This window comes from Parasediminibacterium schistidii (assembly GCF_046546515.1).
GTDB lineage: Bacteria > Bacteroidota > Bacteroidia > Chitinophagales > Chitinophagaceae > Parasediminibacterium.
In genome coordinates this window covers 358,809-377,574 of the sequence record NZ_JBKHKJ010000001.1, presented here as the reverse complement: position 1 = coordinate 377,574, position 18,766 = coordinate 358,809, and the positions used below count along the sequence as shown (strand labels likewise).

The 18,766-nt window shown below is 41.2% G+C and carries 13 protein-coding genes; 4 read left to right on the top strand and 9 right to left on the bottom strand.

Going from position 1 to position 18,766, the window contains the following annotated elements; genetic code table 11:
• Positions 1-46: 46 nt before the first annotated feature.
• The 4 genes from ACHFIY_RS01370 to ACHFIY_RS01355 form a co-directional block, all read right to left on the bottom strand.
• Entirely contained in the window at positions 47-580 is a 534-nt protein-coding gene (locus ACHFIY_RS01370; RefSeq protein WP_410844243.1) for a DUF2059 domain-containing protein, read from the bottom strand.
• 25 nt (positions 581-605) lie between these two features.
• On the bottom strand, positions 606-1,493 hold the full coding sequence (locus ACHFIY_RS01365; RefSeq protein ID WP_410844242.1) for a S1 family peptidase: 888 nt from the start codon (positions 1,491-1,493) through the stop codon (positions 606-608).
• A gap of 94 nt (positions 1,494-1,587) precedes the next feature.
• Positions 1,588-2,577, bottom strand: coding sequence for a LacI family DNA-binding transcriptional regulator (locus ACHFIY_RS01360; RefSeq protein ID WP_410844241.1), 990 nt, complete (start codon positions 2,575-2,577; stop codon positions 1,588-1,590).
• A 416-nt stretch (positions 2,578-2,993) separates the two neighbouring features.
• A complete protein-coding gene (locus ACHFIY_RS01355; RefSeq protein WP_410844240.1) occupies positions 2,994-3,812 on the bottom strand; it encodes a hypothetical protein in 819 nt (272 codons plus the stop codon).
• A 400-nt stretch (positions 3,813-4,212) separates the two neighbouring features.
• On the opposite strand from ACHFIY_RS01355, the gene ACHFIY_RS01350 reads away from it, so the two are divergent.
• The 4 genes from ACHFIY_RS01350 to ACHFIY_RS01335 all read left to right on the top strand — a co-directional run bounded on the left by ACHFIY_RS01350 (position 4,213) and on the right by ACHFIY_RS01335 (position 10,623).
• Entirely contained in the window at positions 4,213-6,837 is a 2,625-nt protein-coding gene (locus tag ACHFIY_RS01350) for a TonB-dependent receptor domain-containing protein (RefSeq protein WP_410844239.1), read from the top strand.
• A 292-nt stretch (positions 6,838-7,129) separates the two neighbouring features.
• Complete coding sequence (locus ACHFIY_RS01345) at positions 7,130-8,470, top strand: MFS transporter (protein ID WP_410844238.1); 1,341 nt, start codon at positions 7,130-7,132, stop codon at positions 8,468-8,470.
• A gap of 81 nt (positions 8,471-8,551) precedes the next feature.
• Complete coding sequence (locus tag ACHFIY_RS01340) at positions 8,552-9,739, top strand: glycoside hydrolase 100 family protein (RefSeq protein ID WP_410844237.1); 1,188 nt, start codon at positions 8,552-8,554, stop codon at positions 9,737-9,739.
• A 5-nt stretch (positions 9,740-9,744) separates the two neighbouring features.
• Positions 9,745-10,623, top strand: coding sequence for a carbohydrate kinase family protein (locus ACHFIY_RS01335; protein ID WP_410844236.1), 879 nt, complete (start codon positions 9,745-9,747; stop codon positions 10,621-10,623).
• Positions 10,624-10,728: 105 nt separating this feature from the next.
• Here the strand turns inward: ACHFIY_RS01335 and ACHFIY_RS01330 are convergent, their stop codons facing one another.
• The 5 genes from ACHFIY_RS01330 to ACHFIY_RS01310 form a co-directional block, all read right to left on the bottom strand.
• Positions 10,729-11,016 (bottom strand): DUF3098 domain-containing protein, encoded by a 288-nt coding sequence (locus ACHFIY_RS01330; protein ID WP_410844235.1) that lies wholly within the window; start codon positions 11,014-11,016, stop codon positions 10,729-10,731.
• Positions 11,017-11,152: 136 nt separating this feature from the next.
• A complete protein-coding gene (locus ACHFIY_RS01325; RefSeq protein ID WP_410844234.1) occupies positions 11,153-12,028 on the bottom strand; it encodes a cell division protein FtsX in 876 nt (291 codons plus the stop codon).
• 204 nt (positions 12,029-12,232) lie between these two features.
• Positions 12,233-14,686, bottom strand: coding sequence for a penicillin-binding protein 1A (locus ACHFIY_RS01320; RefSeq protein WP_410844233.1), 2,454 nt, complete (start codon positions 14,684-14,686; stop codon positions 12,233-12,235).
• Between the two features lie 241 nt (positions 14,687-14,927).
• Positions 14,928-18,242, bottom strand: a complete 3,315-nt coding sequence (gene porW, locus ACHFIY_RS01315; protein ID WP_410844232.1) for a type IX secretion system periplasmic lipoprotein PorW/SprE — start codon at positions 18,240-18,242, stop codon at positions 14,928-14,930.
• Between the two features lie 212 nt (positions 18,243-18,454).
• Positions 18,455-18,667 carry a hypothetical protein gene (locus tag ACHFIY_RS01310; RefSeq protein ID WP_410844231.1) on the bottom strand — a complete coding sequence of 71 codons (213 nt, stop codon included), beginning with the start codon at positions 18,665-18,667 and terminating at the stop codon, positions 18,455-18,457.
• Positions 18,668-18,766: the final 99 nt, after the last annotated feature.

Genomic DNA, 18,766 nt, shown 5'->3' with positions numbered 1-18,766 from the left:
CAAGAAGTAATGGAATTGAAAAAAGCAGCGGTAGCTTAATTATATATCATGCGTAAGGTGAGTTCTTTAAATATTTAGGCATTGTCAATGTAATAAGCGTGTCTATTTTTTGTTGTTTTTTGGGTTCAGTAAAATGGGGGATGCTTAAGCTACTGTCCTGGAAAATGAAATCAAATATTTGTAAGGGATTTACATACCCAGAAAACTGCTTATAAAAATGCCTTCCATTTTCTGAACTGTAGAAAGCCAATTGTTTGTCAATCTGACCTTCGGTAAAAATAGAATCATAAATATTAGTATACCTCTTTTTTATGTTAGTATACAAACTAGTAAAAAGTTCTTTTTTAAAAGCTATTTCACAGCTACGCCATTTGTAATAAGCTGCTGCGTCGTTAATCTTTTGGCTTCCATCCCTGAAACTTTTGTCTAAACTGGTTTGTTCATTCTTTAGTTGGTTTTCTACTAACTGATAACCGTATAGTATAGAAACCAATTGCCTAGCCTTCTCTTTTTTGGTTTGGGAAAAAATGGGTGAGCTAATTGATAAACATAATACCCAAAATACAATTATTCTATTCATCCTTCTATAATTAGCTTGGTTTTATTTATATAGCTTCTGTATAGTCAACCCCATGTTCTTTTAAAAATGCTTTTATCTTTTCTACATGAACACATACCCCAACATGTAAAAAAGGGTAATTGGATACTTTACTTTTCTTGCCATCATTAATAATTTCTTTGTCCTTCAAGTCGAAACCTAAGTGCAAGTGGGTGGTGGCAGATTGCATACCATATACATGCCCGTTTACATCAAAAAGCGGCCCACCACTTTGCCCCCTTAGCCCTGGTGTGCTCATTTCTATACCCGTTATTTCTCCTTGTGGGTTGCCAATAAAGCGTGTTACAATCCCATCTATCGGAAATGATGGCGAATTGGCATTGCCTGTATTGGTCCATTCTATATCATCGGTAAATTGATTATGCCCAAAATTATTGAACTCTGGGAAAGGGTAACCAACCCTGCACAAGGATTTGCCTGGTCTGATGGGCATAGTACTATTGCTAAAAACCGCATGGGAATTATAGAATATTTTATTGAATCCTTTAAATTCTAAAATGGCTAAATCTAGTGTAGGGTGGGGGTGGCAAACAATAGCATCTATCTTATCAAAACAATTCAAGAAATTATTTTTTAGCTGAACGGTGGTATCGCTGTTGTATTTGTACTTTTTTTCCAGCCCCATGATGTTCCTGCGGTAATTATTGTCTTTTGGCAACCTGTCCCTTTCCTGTTTGAATTGATTATAAGCATCATTCACACGTTCAGCACCGGGAATTAAATCCAATACATGCTTACAGGTAATGGCAATGCCATTGTCATTTACAAAAAAGAACGTCGAAGACCCAGGCAAGATTAATCCCCCATAGGTACGGGAAATAGTGTGTAACGGGCGGGTATATTGAAGTACATTTTCTATTGATGATTCAAACATAAAATTAAGATTTAGACATCACCTTTACCTAAAGTAAGAAAGAGATGACATTTATAATAAGGGGCTAAGATATTGGAATATTGGTTCTATTATACTATAACGACCCTCCTTTTACCAATAGTGCATCTATTTTAAGGTTTTGGATAAAGCTGCTACCTGCCAAGCAGGATACCATACGGGTATAAGCCAACTTGCCAAGTTTGTGGCCGCTGGTTTCCACGTAAGTAATTTCGGGGTGATAAAGTTTGGGTATAAAGCCATTACTGATGGCAATAATGCCCACATCTTCGGGTATTTGCAGCCTGAGTTGTTGCGCTGCTTTCATTACCCCGGTTAATATTTCATCGCTCATGCAAAAGATAGCATCGGGCGATTGGGGTAATTGCCATGCGGCCAATACTGTATGGTAGGCTTCATTGTAATTATTGGCTTCTTTAATCAGCAGTTTTGTATCGCTGCCTTTAAAGTAGGACGTGAATGCTTCCAGCCTTTCTTTGGTGATAGACATATTGCTGTTGCCAAAGATAGCCAGTATGTTTTTCTTTTTTTTCTCAGCCAAAGCCCCTGCGGCAATGATGGCTGCTGGCGCATCTGCAACACATATTTTATTGCAATTTTCGTCAGTAGGCACTTTGTCTAGGAAAATGACAGGAATGTCATTATCAGCCAGTTTCAGGAAAGCACTTATGTCTTTTGTTTCTGTTGTTACCGATACGAAGATGCCCGCTACCCTGTTTTGCTTGCACAGTTTCAGGTTGTTGAGCTCCACGGCAGGGTCGTCGCCGGACTGTAAAATGAGGAGGGAGTAGCCATGCATCCTGGTTTCTTCTTCCAATGAGGCAATCAAGGAATCGTAAAAGTAGTTGGAGATTACAGGCACTATCAAGCCGAATATCTTGCTATTGTTGGTACGCAGGTTAATGGCATAAGTATTGGGCTCGTATTCCAGCATATTGGATAAGTCCCACACTTTTTGCTTGGTGTTATCAGAAATATCGGGGTGGTTCTTTAATGCCCGAGATACAGTGGAAATACTAATCCCCAGTGTTTCTGACAACTTCTTTAAAGTGGCATTGGGCTTCATGATGGCAATTTAGTTGGCGAATCTATTTAATTATTTGATTATAGCATCACTAGTGGTTTTTAAGCCTTTTTGTCAGGTAGATTGGGCTAGTTATATTATACTATCGCTCCGTTATCGCTCCATCATCGCTCCAAGGTCGCTCCAAGGTAGGTGGTTGGTGGGTTTGGTGGGGATTGAGACAAAATGGCGGATAGATTGGTGTTTGCTGTGTATGAATTTTGTATAATACTGGTGCAGGCCTCCAGACCTGTACCTAGGCCTTACTTATTTTTGAAATAGTACCAGCATCTTTATAATGTTCATTTTCCCTATTTTATACAGGCTTCTTCATCGTTTATACCAAGTAACAAGCAAGCATAGACCGGGAGGCCTGCGTTAATGAGCGGTGATAAAGTTATTCAAAATACTAACTGTTTTTATAATGAATCAAGTATCAATACGTTTGTATTTATTGAGGTTAGCGAGTTTTTTGCATCTAAGCATATTGAAAGGAAATGGTCTGCAAGTAATATGGTAGTTAAGTCTGGGTCACGTGTTGAAATAGAACTCCCGTCATTTTCCAGTTCTTCTTCAACAAAAGTTGCCCACAAGGAGTTTAAAAAATTAAATTGCTCATTAACACCTTTTGTAAAAAGCGAATCATCAAAATAGTTTTTTTCTATTTCTGTCAGTGATTCTGATTCCTCTATAGAAAATACATGCTTACTGCGTCCTAGTTTTGCATCTATAATCTTTTTCATCAACAGTAGTATATAGTCTAAGAATTTAGTAAAATAACTGGCTTTTATGTTTTCTCCGCAATTATCTTCTTCTATTCCTTCTAACTCATAGTAAGAGCTAAAATTGCCATATTGAAACATAAACCCGTATGCATCTACCGATATTAACCTGAAAAGTTGTGTTATGCCGGTTTCGTAATAAAGTTCATAGTAAATCTTTTCCCAAATTTCCCTTTTGGTTCCAATTGCAATTTTATCATCATAAATTTCATCGAGCCATTTTATAATTAGTGACAACTCGCTTGGCAAAATTTGATTTATGTCTGTATGTACTTTTTCGATAATAATCTCGGAAGAGAAATTGCAAATGGCTTCATATTTTAAGTGCCATAATTTTTGTTCTATAATAAAATCCTCAAAAGTTTTTTTGAATTTAACTTTAGAAGTTAAATAAGGAAACAAGTTCTGCTGTGCCTTCTGTTTGTCTAATTTGTAAAATTGTGTTTCTCTAGGCATTTTAAGTCGCTTAAAATTAAAAATAATCTTTTTTAGTAGTTTATAAAGGATAAAATTAGATTTTCACAAGTATGCCCGCATTGGTGCAGGCCTCCCGGCCTGTACCTAACCGTTACTTTTTTCTTAGATAATACTACCATTTTTATTATTTGCATTTACCCTCATTTTATACAGGCTTCTTCTTTGTTTACATCAAGTAACAAGCAAGCACAGGCCGGGAGGCGTGCGCTATAGCGTACAACCTTCACCTTTAGCTAGCCACTATTTATCCACCGCAAACATTGTCGCAAACATTTCCGCAAAGGTTTGCGGTAAATCAGTTCTATTTGTTGTCTTTCCAAGCTCTGCCAGTATGTACGTTTGAGGAACGATTTTACTTAACGATTAAAACTTAGTCAACATGAAAATGAAACTGTTTGCCTTGCTTTTGCTTTGTGCGTTTAAACTATCTGCACAGCAAAGCCCGGTTGTGAAAGGGAAAATTACCAATGAGAAAAAAGAACCGCTTGCCGGGGCAACGATTGTTGTAACGCCGGGCAACAAAACAACCATGACCAACGAAGAGGGTGCTTTTACCATTCAAGGGTTGCCTGCTGAAAAAAACATCACCATACATGTTAGTTATACGGGGTATGCGGCCACAGAAAAGGTGGTTGACCTAAGCAATGGCAGCATCAGCGACATTGTATTGGTATTGAAAAATGACGTGCTTGCACTAACAGATGTTGTAGTGGTGGGCAACAGCAACCCTCGCTCCAAATTAAACTCCAGTATTTCCGTAAGTACCCTAAAAAACGAGGACATACAAAAAACAGCCCCACGCACCACGGCTGAAATATTCCGTTCTATCCCCGGCATCAGGGCTGAAGCTTCTGGTGGCGATGGCAATACCAATATTACCGTGAGGGGCGTGCCTATTTCTGCGGGCGGTTCCAAATACCTGCAATTGCAGGAAGATGGGTTGCCTGTGCTGCAATTTGGCGATATGGCTTTTGCCACTTCCGACATCTTCCTCCGTGCCGACCAAACCCTTGCCCGTATTGAAGCTATCCGTGGTGGCTCTGCTTCTACCTTGGCTACCAATTCACCCGCAGGTATCATCAATTTTGTAAGCAAAACAGGTGCAACTGAAGGCGGTACCGTGGCGGTAAGCTCTGGGATAGATTACAATAACTTCCGTACAGATTTTAATTATGGCGCACCTATTGCCAATGGGCTCAACTTTAATATAGGCGGCTTTTACCGTGTGGGCCAAGGACCGAGGACGGCAGGATATGCAGCCAACAATGGCGGCCAGTTGAAATTGAATTTCACCAAGCAGTTCAGCAAAGGGTTTGTACGCCTTTATTTTAAATACTTGAATGACAGGGCTGCGGCTTATTTGCCCATGCCAATACAAGTTACAGGCACTAACAGCAACCCTACCTATACCTCATTAAGCACGTTCGATGCGAAACATGGCTCTTTGCAAAGCCCTTACCTGTCGCAAGATTATGGCACGGGCGTAAATGGCGAACCTCGCCGTGCAGATGTGGCCGATGGTATGCACCCAGTATCTAAAACCGTAGGTGCTGAATTTAATTTCGATTTGGGGGATGACTGGAAAATAGAAAACAGGGTACGTTTTGCCCAAAACAATGGCCGCTTTGTAGCCCCTTTCCCTGCCAGTGTAGGCACTACTGCTAGCCAGTTGACCACTATTGCAGGTGCTACAGGCTGGAACTTAGCTGGGGCAACTGTTTCTTATGCCAACACAGGTGCCGCATACACAGGTGCCAATGCGATGATTATACACATGTTTGATGTGGAACTGAACAACTTCAACAACTTCGTAAATGACTTTAAGCTGAAAAAAGTATTTAAGGGTGGTGATGCAACATTTGGTTTCTACAAATCTTACCAAAATGTGGCCATGTCTTGGTTGTGGAATTCCTATTTGACCGATGTAGATGGAAAAGGCATACACCCGTTGAATATTACCAGTGCAACTGGTCAGCTATTGAACCCCGGTGGGCAATTTGCTTATGGCACGCCAGTATGGGGAAACCTGCACCGCAATTACGATACTAAATACGACATTTCTGCCCCTTATGTAGCCACTACTTTCGATTTGGCTAAAAACCTAAACATTGATGCAAGTGCCCGTTGGGATATTGGCAGGGTTACAGGCAGCTATACAGGTGGTGCAGCAGGGCCAAAAGATATGAATGGTGATGGCGTGATAGCCCCTAACGAAACCAAGGTAGAATCTATTGATTATACCACTACCAAGCCTGTCAATTACAAATACAACTATGGTTCTTTTTCTCTGGGTGCCAACTATAAACTAAGTGCATCCAAAGCCGTATTTGCCCGCTACAGCAGTGGTGCTACCACAAAAGCAGACAGGATATTGTTTACCGACAATATATTGGCCGATGGTTCTGCAAAGGGTGTAAAAGATCAGATAGACCAAGCAGAGTTGGGCTTTAAAAGCAATTACAAAAACATAGGGTTGTTTATCACTGGTTTCTATGCCAAGGTAAACGAACAAGGAGGATACGAAGCTACTACCCAGAAAGTAATAGAAAATCACTACAAATCTTACGGTATTGAACTGGAATTTGCCGCCCGTTTGTCCAAAGCATTTGACATAAGGGGTGGTGCAACATTCACTAAAGCTGAAATTACAGATGGTGCCAACAAAGGCAATAAGCCAAGGAGGCAATCACCTTTCATTTATAACTTAATGCCTACTTACAATACAGGTAAACTAAGCCTAGGTTTCAGTGCCATAGGTACTGCAGGTTCTTATTCACAGGATGAAAACAAGTTGAAATTCAAGGGTTATGTATTGGTGAACCCATTTGTAAACTACAGGTTTACCAAGGCATTGACATTGTCTGTAAATGCCAACAATGTATTCAATAGCTTGGGCATTACAGAAGCAGAAGAAGGTTCTATTACAGAAAATGCCACCAATATCATCCGTGCAAGGTCTGTAACAGGCAGGACTATTTCTGGTACGCTGGCATTTAATTTTTAAGGGGTAGGTTGGTGCATTTGTAGAGACGTTGCATGCAACGTCTCTACATAAAACATTGGGTCAATAATAATAGTTGTTTGTTTTGTGTGTTAGATAGGTAAGGAAGTGTCTGCTTCCTTACCCTTTTTTGAACTATCTAATGACTTAAATAGACCTCATCCCAACCCTTCTCCAAAGGAGAAGGGAAAGAAGAAAAACAGCTAAATCTTATTTCTAACTCCCTTTGTGTTTCTTTGTGTAAAACCTCCGTGAACTCGGTGGTTAAATTTTCTTTGAGCTAAATATACTTGCCATGCCACTACAGAAGAAGCGGTTGAATTTTTGGTCTATCATCAATATGAATGTCGGCTTTTTTGGCATACAGTATAGCTTTGGCTTGCAGCAAACCAACATGACACCCATATATTCCTACTTAGGTGCCAACCCCGACCAGATACCTTTCCTCAACTTAGCGGGGCCTATGACGGGATTGATTGTGCAGCCTATTATTGGGGCAATGAGCGACAAAACCCTTAGCCGTTTCGGGCGGAGAAGGCCTTATTTTATGGTTGGGGCTATTTTTTGTAGTATCTGTTTGCTGGCCATGCCATTTAGCAGCAGCCTTTGGATGGCTGCAGGATTGTTATGGATACTAGATGCCGCCAACAATATTACCATGGAACCTTACAGAGCATTTGTAAGCGATAAGCTGCCGCCTACACAACACGCAACAGGGTTTTTATCCCAAAGTTTTTTTACTGGCTTGGGTATTACGTTGGCAAACCTTACACCCGGCTTACTCGTTTACTTCGGTTTGATTAGCCAGAATGCAAGGAGGAGCAATAATATTACCTACACCACTTATGCCGCATTTATTATTGGTGCCATTGTTTCCATAGGAGCTGTTTTGTATTCGGTGCTTACCACAAAAGAGTACCCACTCTCCCAAGCGGAAATAGAAGAAATACAGCAACAACCGAAAGGCGTAGGGTATATATTCAAAGATATTGTAGAAGCCATCAAAGAAATGCCATTGACCATGCGGCAGTTAGGCTTGGTGTATTTATTTAACTGGTATGCCATGTTTATTTACTGGCAGTTCATTACACTTTGCCTGGCAAAAACCATATTTAATGTTACTAACCCATCTACACCCGGCTTTAGTGCGGCACAATTACTCACAGGCACAGTAAATGGGACATATAATATTGTTACGTTTTGCGTGGCATTTTTAATTGCCTGGGCAGCAAAAAAGGCTGGGGCAAAACAAATACATGCCATCAGCTTGTTATTGTCAGGCATTGGTTTGGTAATGCTTCCATTTATCACCAATACAGCTTTTTTGTTCCTCCCTATGATAGGTTTTGGCATTGGCTGGGCCAGTATGATGGGTACACCTTATGTAATATTGGCGGGCAGCATCCCGCCAAAGCGCACAGGTGTTTACATGGGCATACTCAATATGTTTATTGTACTGCCGATGCTGCTGGAAACGGTTTCTTTTAGCGCCGTTTATCATCATTTGCTCGGCAGCGACCCTGTAAGTGCTATCCGGTTTGCGGGGGTATTGATAATAGTAGCGGCAGTTTTGGCAATGCTGATTAAAAAACCGTCTGAACCAGGATTTTTGGGATTAGATGGATTAAAGGGATAAAAGCAAAATGCTAGATAAGGAGGAAAAATCATTCTAATCCCTAAAATCCTATAAATCCAGGTTCAGACAAACAACAACATTATGTACGACATCCAATCATACAACAAAAGCATAGAACTGCTTAAAAAAGCATCTACACCAGCGGGTTTTGTGGCTGCTGTGCAGGAAAAAGACAATTACAGGCGGGTGTGGGCTAGGGATGGCAATGTATGTAGTATGGCGGCTTTGCTAAGTGGTGATGCTGAACTGATTAATACGGCTAGGGCTACCATAGAAACCTTGTTTACCCACCAACACCCTAATGGCAATATACCCAGCAATGTAACCCCGGAAACAAAATCGGTAAGTTATGGCGGCATTGTGGGCAGGGCAGACAATCCATCATGGGCAGTAATTGGCCTGTGCCAATATACCCTAATGACAGGCGATACATCCCTTTCTTTACAATTTAGCAAAGGCGTGGAAAAATGCCTTAACATGCTTGAAGCATGGGAATACAATGGCAGGCACTTGGTATATGTACCCCAAAGTGGGGATTGGGCCGATGAATACATCCAACACGGGTATATTTTGTTTGAACAACTGTTGCGGGTGTGGGCATTGCGCCTAGCAGCAAGGGTATATGGCAATGCAGATTGGGCAGCCAAGGCGGCACAGATAACAACCGTTATCAAAAACAATTATTGGCAGCAGCCAGACCCTTCCAAACTATATGCCCGCAACTGGGCGGGCAAATTGCAGGACGCTTTTAAAGGCTATTGGTTGATGGGTTTTAACCCATCAAGGATTTATGCTTACTTTGACTTGCAGGCCAATGCACTTGCCCTTTTACTGAACATTGGCGATGCCAAACAAGATGCAATGGTGACCGATTGGGTGCAAGATTTATACAAAAAGCGTTGGAATAACCTTCTTCCTTCTTTTTACCCTACTATTCTGGATACCGACGAAGACATGAAAGAGCTATTGGGCAACTATGCCTATACCTTCCGTAACAATCCTTACGAATTTCACAATGGCGGCCTCTGGCCTGTATGGAACGGTTGGATGGCATTGGCTTTGGCCGGCACAGAAAAGAAAGAAATGGCTACTTCCCTTACTGCTGCTATCCATAAGGCAAACAATGCGAGCGATAGTCATTTTAACGAATGCCTGCAAGGGCTTACCAATGCCCCTTGCGGCATACCACAATGTGCCTGGAGCGCAGCAGGGGCTATTATTGCGGAGCAGGGCATTTCAGGAAAACGATTAATAACCACAGTAGATTAAATTTTATGCAACCATACATCCTCGCCATTGGCGAATTATTAATAGACGGCATTAGCACCGAATCAATAGATAACCTTTCACAGGCCAAAACCTTTGATATACATATAGGTGGCAGTGCTGCTAATTTCAGTATTTTTCTCAATAGGAGTAATGTGACAACGAAGCTCGTAGCTTCCATTGGTGCAGATAGTTTTGGCAATAGGATATTGCATGAATTAAGTAAGGAAAACAATGTTACAGAATTTGTTTACCAACAATCTGGCCATGCAACCTCGTTGATAATGGTCGCCAAAACAAAAGGTACGCCCGACTTTATCCCTTACCGGGATGCAGATAAACTGATACAGCCTGTTGATAGTACTTTACTTAACAATGCAGTCATTGTACACTCCACCGCGTTTGCACTCAGCCAGCAACCTGCACAGGACTCTATATTAAAAGCTTTTGAGAAAGCTGCCCAACAACATATCCCTATATCCATAGACTGGAACTACTCTGAAAAAATATGGGGGCGGAACAACGATGCAAGGGAGATTTTCCAGCGTTTACAGTCATGCCAACCGATGCTCAAGTTTAGTTTGGATGATATAAACCGTTTTGTAGGCAAGCCTATGAGTATAGAAAATGCAAAAGCCTATTTACAAACAATACAGGCAACTGCCATTTGCCTTACCTGTGGTAGCGAAGGTGTATTTTATAAAACCTATAAAAGCGGTTGGGGACATATCCCTGCACAGAAAAATATATTAGTAAAAGATGCCACAGGTGCTGGTGATGCTTTCTGGGCAGGCTTTATAACCGGCTGGCAGCGTAACTATGATATGGACAAATGTGTAAGTAATGGCGTAGAAACAGCTTCAAAAAAGTTGCAAGGAATGCTATAGAATGTTTTAAGTTTTAGGTTTTAAGTTTTAAATTACAAAGGTTGCCAACTTTTAAAAGTTGGCAACCTTTGTAATTATGTTTACTTATGACTTACGCCTTATCCCTTACGCCTCAACAACAGGCTTAGATTTCTTGAAAATCGCAAATATTTCCACTACCAAACCTAAAATAATTAGGATAGGCGCTACCGTAATCCTAGTTGTGCTATACACTACATTGTAATCAAATACTTTAGGGTCTTGGTTTTTACCACCACTCAATAGGAACATGCCCAGAGCGATAATTACACCGCCAATAGCCATCCATATATAATTTTCATTACCAAAAAGAGGAGCCAACGTTTCTTTTTTCTTAGTCAACGGTACTGTTGAATTTATTTTTATCTGAGCCATGTATTTTTAATTGTTTAGAAATGCAATAATAAAGCAATTATTCATTCCTCATTCCTAATTATTAATTAAACCCTTACTGAGCTGGAAAAAAAATCATGCATCCCATAACTCATAATTCATAACTTATAATTCATAATTAATAAAGGTCATCCAGTTTCATCTTCAAATATTTAATCACGCTACGGTGCGTACTAAATAAAGAAATACCTACACCAACCAGTATCATCCCCCCAAATAGCATGACGGTTTGTTTGGTATCGTTGATAACCCTTATTTCAGGTACTTGTGTTTCCATCCATTGTATCAAAGCGAACAATAACGCAATAGCAATTAAGCCACTGATGCATCCATTTATCACCGCTTTTATATCCATCGGTTTCGCAATAAACCCTCGTGTGGCACCTACCATTTGCATGGTCTTAATCAAGAAACGATTGCTAAACATAGCTAGTCGTATGGTATTGTCAATACTGAAAATAACAATCATACACAGGATCACAGAAATTACAAAGAAAATCAGCCCATATACTTTGGCCTTTTCGTCCAGGTTGGTTACAAGACTTTTGGGGTATTGTAAATCGGTAATCTGGTTGCCATACAGACCCAACAAAACATTCGATATTTTTTCAACACTGTCTTTATTGATATAATCAGCTTTTACATAAAAATCTACGCTCTCCGGCAAAGGGTTTACATCCAATATTTTTGCCCAGTCTTCGTTATTGTCTTTATTCCAGATTTGCTTGGCACTCTCCTTGTTTACATAAGTCACATTTTTAGCGTAAGGTTGCGTAGCCACAAACTGCTCAATCTGCCCAATCGTATCTTTGTTTTGTGTGCGCAAATAGGCACTAAAGCGTATGTCTTCCTTTAGCATATCGCCCGCTTGCTTGATATTTAGGAAAATCCATCCCATGATTCCCATGATAAACAGTACCAATGCTACCCCAATAACGCTAAAAATGTATGATGGTTTGCTACGTTTTAAACTTCCTTTTCCTTCTTTTGCCATGTGTAAACGGTTTGTAATAGGTGTAAACAATTACAAATGTAGCCAATCACTTACATTTGCAACCTCTTAAACGTATAAGGAGGGTGCTAAAGTATTTGAAGCCACATTTTTTTGGTATAAAATTTTGTTATTACTTAACCTTTATAGGGTTTAAAACCCTATAAAGGTTATTACGCACACAAGAACAAAGCCTTTCTGGAAAGGTTACTTGCCTCCCACTTTCTTTGGCATGGTTGCCTTTGGTTTTACTGGGGTGTTGGGCAATGTTGCTGGTGGGGACTGCCTGTTGTCCTCAGTACTTTTTTTGGGCTTGGGTTTGCTTTCTTCTGTTTTAGCAGGGGCTGGGTTGTAGTCATCACTAGGTAAAGTAGATGACTCGGGCCCCAAGCCAGAAGTAGGCTTAATATCTTTCAGCTCTTTTAAATCGCCCCCATAATCCTGCGAAGTGCCGTTACCATCTTGCCCTTCAGGTCCAACTGCCGGGGCAATATTATTGATATTGTCAAAACTAATATCCGTGTTCAATACCTCTGGCTTCACAAAAGTAGCGTTGGGGTCAATGCCAATAATGTTTTGGTCTTTCAACACTTTTTCATAAAAATAAGCCCATATAGGCATAGCCGCTTGTGAGCCTTGACCCAAGGTAGTTGATTGTATTCTGATAAACCTGTCGTCATTACCAACCCATGCCCCGCAAAGCAGCAATGGCGTATAACCCATAAACCAAGCATCGCTATTGTCATTAGTAGTGCCTGTTTTGCCAGCTATTTCGCCATGCACGTCGTAGTTAGACATGCTCCTGCCCGTGCCATACTGCATCACCCCCTGCATCATCTTTATAACGGAATAGGCCGTAACATCGCTGATGACTTCTTTTCGCTGGGGTATAAATGTTTGAATGTTGTTGCCATTTTTATCTTCTATGCGGGTAATAAACATGGGCTTTACATTAAATCCCCTGCCCGGCAACATGCTATATGCCTGCATCATTTCGTACAATGAAATTTCACACGCCCCCAAAGCAATAGATGGGTTCGGGTCTATCTTGGTTTGCAAGCCGCATTTGTTGTTCAAGAAATCTACAAAACGCTTGGCAGAGTTGTTGCCTACATTGTCTAATTGCTTCATAATGTATGCCGTGGCACAGTTCTTAGATTTTGCCAATGCTTCTGCCATTGGCATTGCCCTGCCAGAACATGACTTTGATGTGGCCGGCACCATGCCATAGGCACCAAAACTTTGCTGCTGATCATACACGGTAGTGTTGGGTGTAAAGCCAGCTTCTTCAATAGCCAAGCTGTACAGCAATGGCTTCATGGTAGAGCCAACCTGCCTTTTGGTATTGAAATTCACATGGTCGTATTTAAAGGTTTTAAAATCTATGCCGCCTACCCATGCCCTTACTTCACCGCTCTGGGCATCCATGGCCATGAAACCGCTTTCCATCATTTGCCTGTGGTACTTGATAGAATCCATCGGTGTCATTACGGTATCTGTGGAACGTTTGTTGTTCCAAGCAAATACCTTCATTTTTACTGGCGTATAAAACGTTTTTTCTATGTCTTCATCTTTCATTCCATCTTTTGATAACCCTTTCCAGCGGTCACTTTGCTTCATGCCAGCCTCTAGTACGTTATCGTAGCCATTCCAAACAGACCCGTCTTTAATATTGCTTTGCGCATTCAATATTTTTTGCATGTAACTCATGTGCTTTGCCACAGCTTCCTCGGCATACAATTGCATACGAGGGTTGATGGTGGTATATATTTTCAGCCCATCCCTGTACAAATCGTAGTTGTCGCCATTGCTTTTGGTGTGTTCCTTGCACCATTTTTTCATTTCCTCGCCTAGTATCATTCTGAAATAAGGGCCAAGGCCAGCCGTCTCGTCTAGTTTTTTATAATTTAGTTCTATGGGCTTTAGCTTCAAGGCGTTGCCTTCACTAGCAGATATAAAATTGTTCCTGATCATTTGGTCAAGCACCACGTTTCTTCTGTCCAATGCCTTTTTAGGGTTTACACGGGGGTTGTACAAATTAGATCCCTTTAGCATCCCTATCAGCACAGCGGCTTCTTCTACATTTAGCCTGTCCGGCTCTTTCTGGAAAAAAGTTTTTGCAGCATTCCTAATGCCAAACACATTGTCGCCAAAAGGCACTGTGTTTAGGTACAGTGTTATTATTTCATCCTTGGTAAAATTTTGTTCCAGTTTAATGGAAATAATGGCTTCCTTTAGTTTTTGCAGCGAACGGATTACCTTGTTTCGCTTGTAATTGGTAAACAAGTTTTTGGCAGTCTGCATGGTAATGGTGCTTGCACCGCCTTCCCTTCCTAAATAAACAAAGGCACGCAGCAGCGCACGGCCATCAACTCCGCTATGCTCGTAAAAACGTTCGTCTTCCGTTGCAACCAATGCGTTTATCACATGCTTACTGATGTCTTTAAAATCAACATTCACCCTGTCTTCCAAATAGTATTTGCCCATCAGCGTGCCATCCTGGGCATATACTTGGGTAGATTGGTTGGCGGTTGGGTTCTCTATATCGTCAATAGAGGGCATGGTGCCTAGCCATCCAAAATTGGCCATTAACAAAATGGCAACGAATAGACCAAATGCGCCAAAAAAAATACGCCAAAATATCTGTACCGAACGCTTCATACTTTTTATAATTTACTACTACTACTCACCACATAGGCACATAGCCACATAGTAAGAATCAAAAAATATAATTGCCCTATTATAATTAAAGAAAACATAGGCTATTCAAAATGACTTCTTTTTCATAAAGCCTATATTGTTTTAAAGCCCTATGTTGAACTACCTATGCTTTTGTGGCTTTTATAACTTGCAAATCTATGTGCCTATGTGTCTATGTGGTGAAATAAAACCTAGGTAATTCCTAAAATTTACCCGGTAGCACTTTCTTTAAAAACTGGTTGTATAGTGCCACATCTTTGTTTTGCTGCAATAACAACAAATTGCTGATGCCGATAATACCATATTTGTATTTGTATTTAGGCAACCAAGGCACTATGCTTTTTGTCATATTAGGTTTTACCTTTTCAATGTATGCAATTGCCTCGGCAGCAGAATTGAAAGGCCCAAAATAAAGGAATGAGAATTGCGTATTTATTTTTTCCGTAGCAATATCAATTTGCTTGCCGCTATATGCCCGCTTGTTGAAACTGCCAAACGAGCTGGCTACTACTTTTATAAATACATTATCTACATTGTCCAGTTGTATAATAGCATAATGGGCCTCATTAGGATCGTAGACAAAGCCATTGTTTGCAGCTAGGTCTGCTGCCTTCCGCAAACTATCTTTTACAAATGCTGCCCTCGCTTTCTGCAAGCTATCCCGCACAAAAGCATCCCTTCTCGCCATCTGTAAACTGTCTTTCACAAATGATGCCCTTGCGGCTCTCTGCAAACTATCCCGAACAAATGCTGCCCGCGCCGCTTTCTGCAAGCTATCCCTAACAAACGCTAACCGTGTAGCTTTTAGTAAGCTATCCCGAACAAATGCCGCTCTTTTCGCAGTAAAGGCAAGGCTGTCTTTCAACGACATTTTCGACCTAGCAATAAGTATGCTATCTTTTTTAGAAAGCGGTTTTAATTTTCCATTAGCCAACGATGCTTTTTGCAGACTGTCTTTTACAAACGAAGCCCTTGCCGCTTTTTGCAGGCTGTCTTTTAAGAATTGCTCCCTTGTAGCTTTAAGCAAGCTATCCCTTACAAATGCCTCCCTCGCCATCAAAGCTGCACTATCTACAGGAGGCTCGCCATAATGGGAAAGGTGGTTTTCTATTTCTTTTCGGCGTTTCAATAGTTCTATCATCCTTATGGCTTTTTCTGCCAATGGGGTCTTGGGGAAAGTATTAGCTAAATCTTCTAAGCGGTTTATTGCAACCGAGTCCTCCCGTTGGGTAACATAGTAAACTGCCTCTATGTATAGCAATTGAGGCGTCCAGTAAGACCGGCCATATTTTTTATCGGCTGCTAGCTTAGCCGTTTTTGCTTTTTCATAACTCCCTTCTACAAATGAGTTGTAAACATTTTGGTAGTCGGCCGTTGTGTCGTCCTGTGCTAATTCTTTTTTGGGGCTACCTATTTGCAAGGCAAAACTGCCAGCAGGGTAATTTTTTTTCAGGGCTTCTGCAGTAGAGTCTGCTCTATACTTCAAGCCCAACTGCTGGTAGCAATAAACCAAGTTGTAATGTGCCTGCTCTGCTTTTTTGTGGAATGGGAAACGGCGCAACAATTCTTCATACGCATCAATTGCAGACTTGTAATCCTTCAAGTTGTTTTGGAAAGTAACCCCGTTGGAAAACAAAGCCCTGGCAATGGCACTGTCTGATTTTTCTTTTTGCCCTTCACGCAAAGGCACATCGGCCATCAGCCCTTCAAAACTCAGGTCTTTTGGCTTGGTTTCTTCCACTGTTTTTGCAGCAGTAGGTGGCAGCACGTCCATGTCGCTGCCCACGGTCATATTCATGTCTGCTGGGTTCCCATCGGTTACGGGTGGCTTGGTCAGTGCAGCTTGCCTCTGCCAATTATCCACGTTGGGCCTGTTGCCCCATTTGCTTTTAAACTCGTTAAGCCCGCTTTGTTTCAGGCTGGCATTGTTAAAGTAAAATTCGCCACTGCTGGTATTGGCAAACAAAGTGGCTGGCACTGTGTTACTGCCCGCTAGTGGGGCATTGTCGTTACCAAAATCTAGCGGGTCTGTTTCTTTCAGCCCCTCTGCCTTGCGCAGTTGCCTCAACAGTTTTTTTAAGATTGCTCTCCTGTCTTCCTCGCTCATGTTTGCTAGGCGTTGCAGGCTGTCTTGCAGTTCTATTGTGGCAATATTGGCGGTTATTATTTTTAATGCAGGCTTCCGTTCTGCTATCCTGTCTTTATCGGCTTGTTCCAGAACGGCTACTTGTGTACTGTCGTAATAATTATAAGCAAGTTTATATTCTTTGTTATCAAAATAAGTATCTGCCAGCAGCAAAAAATCTTTTTGCTTTTGCTCGGGGTTGTCAATATTGTATTTCAGGCTTTTTTTAAGCGCGGTTATGGCACCTGTTTTGTTTTTTTGTTGCAGTTCCAAAATGGCGGCAGCATAGTAAATAATGTCCCTGTACACTTCATACCTGTCCTTCCTAGCTAGTTTATACAGCTCTGCAATATTGTCTTGCAGGGTATAGCCTTTTTTGTGCGCAGCAAGGCTTACAAGGTTCAGCCTTGCAAAGACTTCCATCACTGGGTCTGTGGTATGGGCAATGCTTTTTTCAAAAAATGAAGCTGCAAGCGAGTCGCTATTCTTGGTTAGCTGGAGCATCTGCCCAATTAAATATTCCCATCTTGCAGTTTCCAGGCGCCCGCCAGCATTGCTCAATGCCTTGGTGAGGTGAAAAGCTGCGCTGTCGTATATCTGTTGTTTGTAAAAGGAATAGGCCATGATTTCGTGCAGTGGCGGCTGTAGCCTTTGGGGGAAATAGGGATCAATCACCAATATGGTTATTAACCCGTTGGCGTCGCCAATACGCCCTTGCTCCAACAATACCCTCACCCGCCAAAGCAGGCTTTCATTTCGGCTAGGTGGCAATGCCAATAGCTTCTTGGCAAGGCTTCTTTTCTCAATGGTAGATACGCTGAACAAGCCTTTGTCGTTGCTGATATTGCTACCTATGGGTATATCGTACCCACCTTCTTCTTTGGGGGCCCAAGCATAGTTTACGTATTGGAACACATAGCCTGCCGAGTCTAGGTTTTTCTTTAGCAGGTATGCCTTGCCCATCAGCATGTACATATTGTCTACCCAATCATCCCTCAAATCATGTAAAAGGATACTAGACGTACATTTGTAAATAACCGAGTCTATTTGGGTTTGGTCTTTTGAGGTATTGTCTAAGCTGTAATTGTAAAAGGACAACAGCTTGGTGTAGTCGTCTTTATTAAGGGCTTTTGCCCGGTCAATAATATCGTTTACCTTGTTGTTCGCATTAAAATAATAGTTGTAATGTGTGAACGTATTTTGAAAAAAATGCTTTACAGGCTTAATGTTCTCATCGCCTGGCGTTTTTTCTGCAAACAAAAGCCTATTTTGGTATTGAACCGGCCTTTTGCCATATAAATCTAAGGTAGAATAGGGCTGGGCATGGCTTACCGTTACTGCCACTAAAAGGCACATCAGGATGAAAAGGAAGTAATGGGCACATTTAATCATTTTAACACCTATATCTACTAACCTACAAACATAAATTATTTAGGTGCAAGAAACGGTAATAAAATATTAAAGGTGAAAAAAGAAAAGATTGGGCGTGGATACGGAAAGATATAAAACGGCACTCTACGCTCTACAAGGCTTGTAGCCTCGTAGAGTTTTGCTGTTGCTTTTAGCAACAAATATCATCAAACAACAACTCGCTCAAAAAGCCTTCAAACACCACAAAGTTGGCCTTGTTTCTCAAAAGCCGCTTTATTGCCCAGTAAAACCGAATCAATTGCCTTTCCATTGCCTCGCATTTTTATTAAACCCGGATTTTGCAGTTGAAATCTATTGCAAACCCCAACTGCTTCAAACACAAGCATTTGCTTGATTTTTTGGCCTTGCCATAGTTCACTATGGTTTCGACCAAAAATTTGGCTCAAATACTTGTCTTTATTGCATTTGAGCCTTTCATAACGAAGTCAACTGCAAAATCCGGGTTAAAAAATAAACCTAGCCCAACCTCACCCCTCCCGAAAGAC

What these genes read in the sequence shown, in the direction of transcription:
- ACHFIY_RS01370 (WP_410844243.1), bottom strand. Translation starts at nt 580, where the DNA reads ATGAATAGAATAATTGTATTTTGGGTATTATGTTTATCAATTAGCTCA.
- ACHFIY_RS01365 (WP_410844242.1), bottom strand. Translation starts at nt 1,493, where the DNA reads ATGTTTGAATCATCAATAGAAAATGTACTTCAATATACCCGCCCGTTA.
- ACHFIY_RS01360 (WP_410844241.1), bottom strand. Translation starts at nt 2,577, where the DNA reads ATGAAGCCCAATGCCACTTTAAAGAAGTTGTCAGAAACACTGGGGATT.
- ACHFIY_RS01355 (WP_410844240.1), bottom strand. Translation starts at nt 3,812, where the DNA reads ATGCCTAGAGAAACACAATTTTACAAATTAGACAAACAGAAGGCACAG.
- ACHFIY_RS01350 (WP_410844239.1), top strand. Translation starts at nt 4,213, where the DNA reads ATGAAAATGAAACTGTTTGCCTTGCTTTTGCTTTGTGCGTTTAAACTA.
- ACHFIY_RS01345 (WP_410844238.1), top strand. Translation starts at nt 7,130, where the DNA reads ATGCCACTACAGAAGAAGCGGTTGAATTTTTGGTCTATCATCAATATG.
- ACHFIY_RS01340 (WP_410844237.1), top strand. Translation starts at nt 8,552, where the DNA reads ATGTACGACATCCAATCATACAACAAAAGCATAGAACTGCTTAAAAAA.
- ACHFIY_RS01335 (WP_410844236.1), top strand. Translation starts at nt 9,745, where the DNA reads ATGCAACCATACATCCTCGCCATTGGCGAATTATTAATAGACGGCATT.
- ACHFIY_RS01330 (WP_410844235.1), bottom strand. Translation starts at nt 11,016, where the DNA reads ATGGCTCAGATAAAAATAAATTCAACAGTACCGTTGACTAAGAAAAAA.
- ACHFIY_RS01325 (WP_410844234.1), bottom strand. Translation starts at nt 12,028, where the DNA reads ATGGCAAAAGAAGGAAAAGGAAGTTTAAAACGTAGCAAACCATCATAC.
- ACHFIY_RS01320 (WP_410844233.1), bottom strand. Translation starts at nt 14,686, where the DNA reads ATGAAGCGTTCGGTACAGATATTTTGGCGTATTTTTTTTGGCGCATTT.
- porW (WP_410844232.1), bottom strand. Translation starts at nt 18,242, where the DNA reads ATGATTAAATGTGCCCATTACTTCCTTTTCATCCTGATGTGCCTTTTA.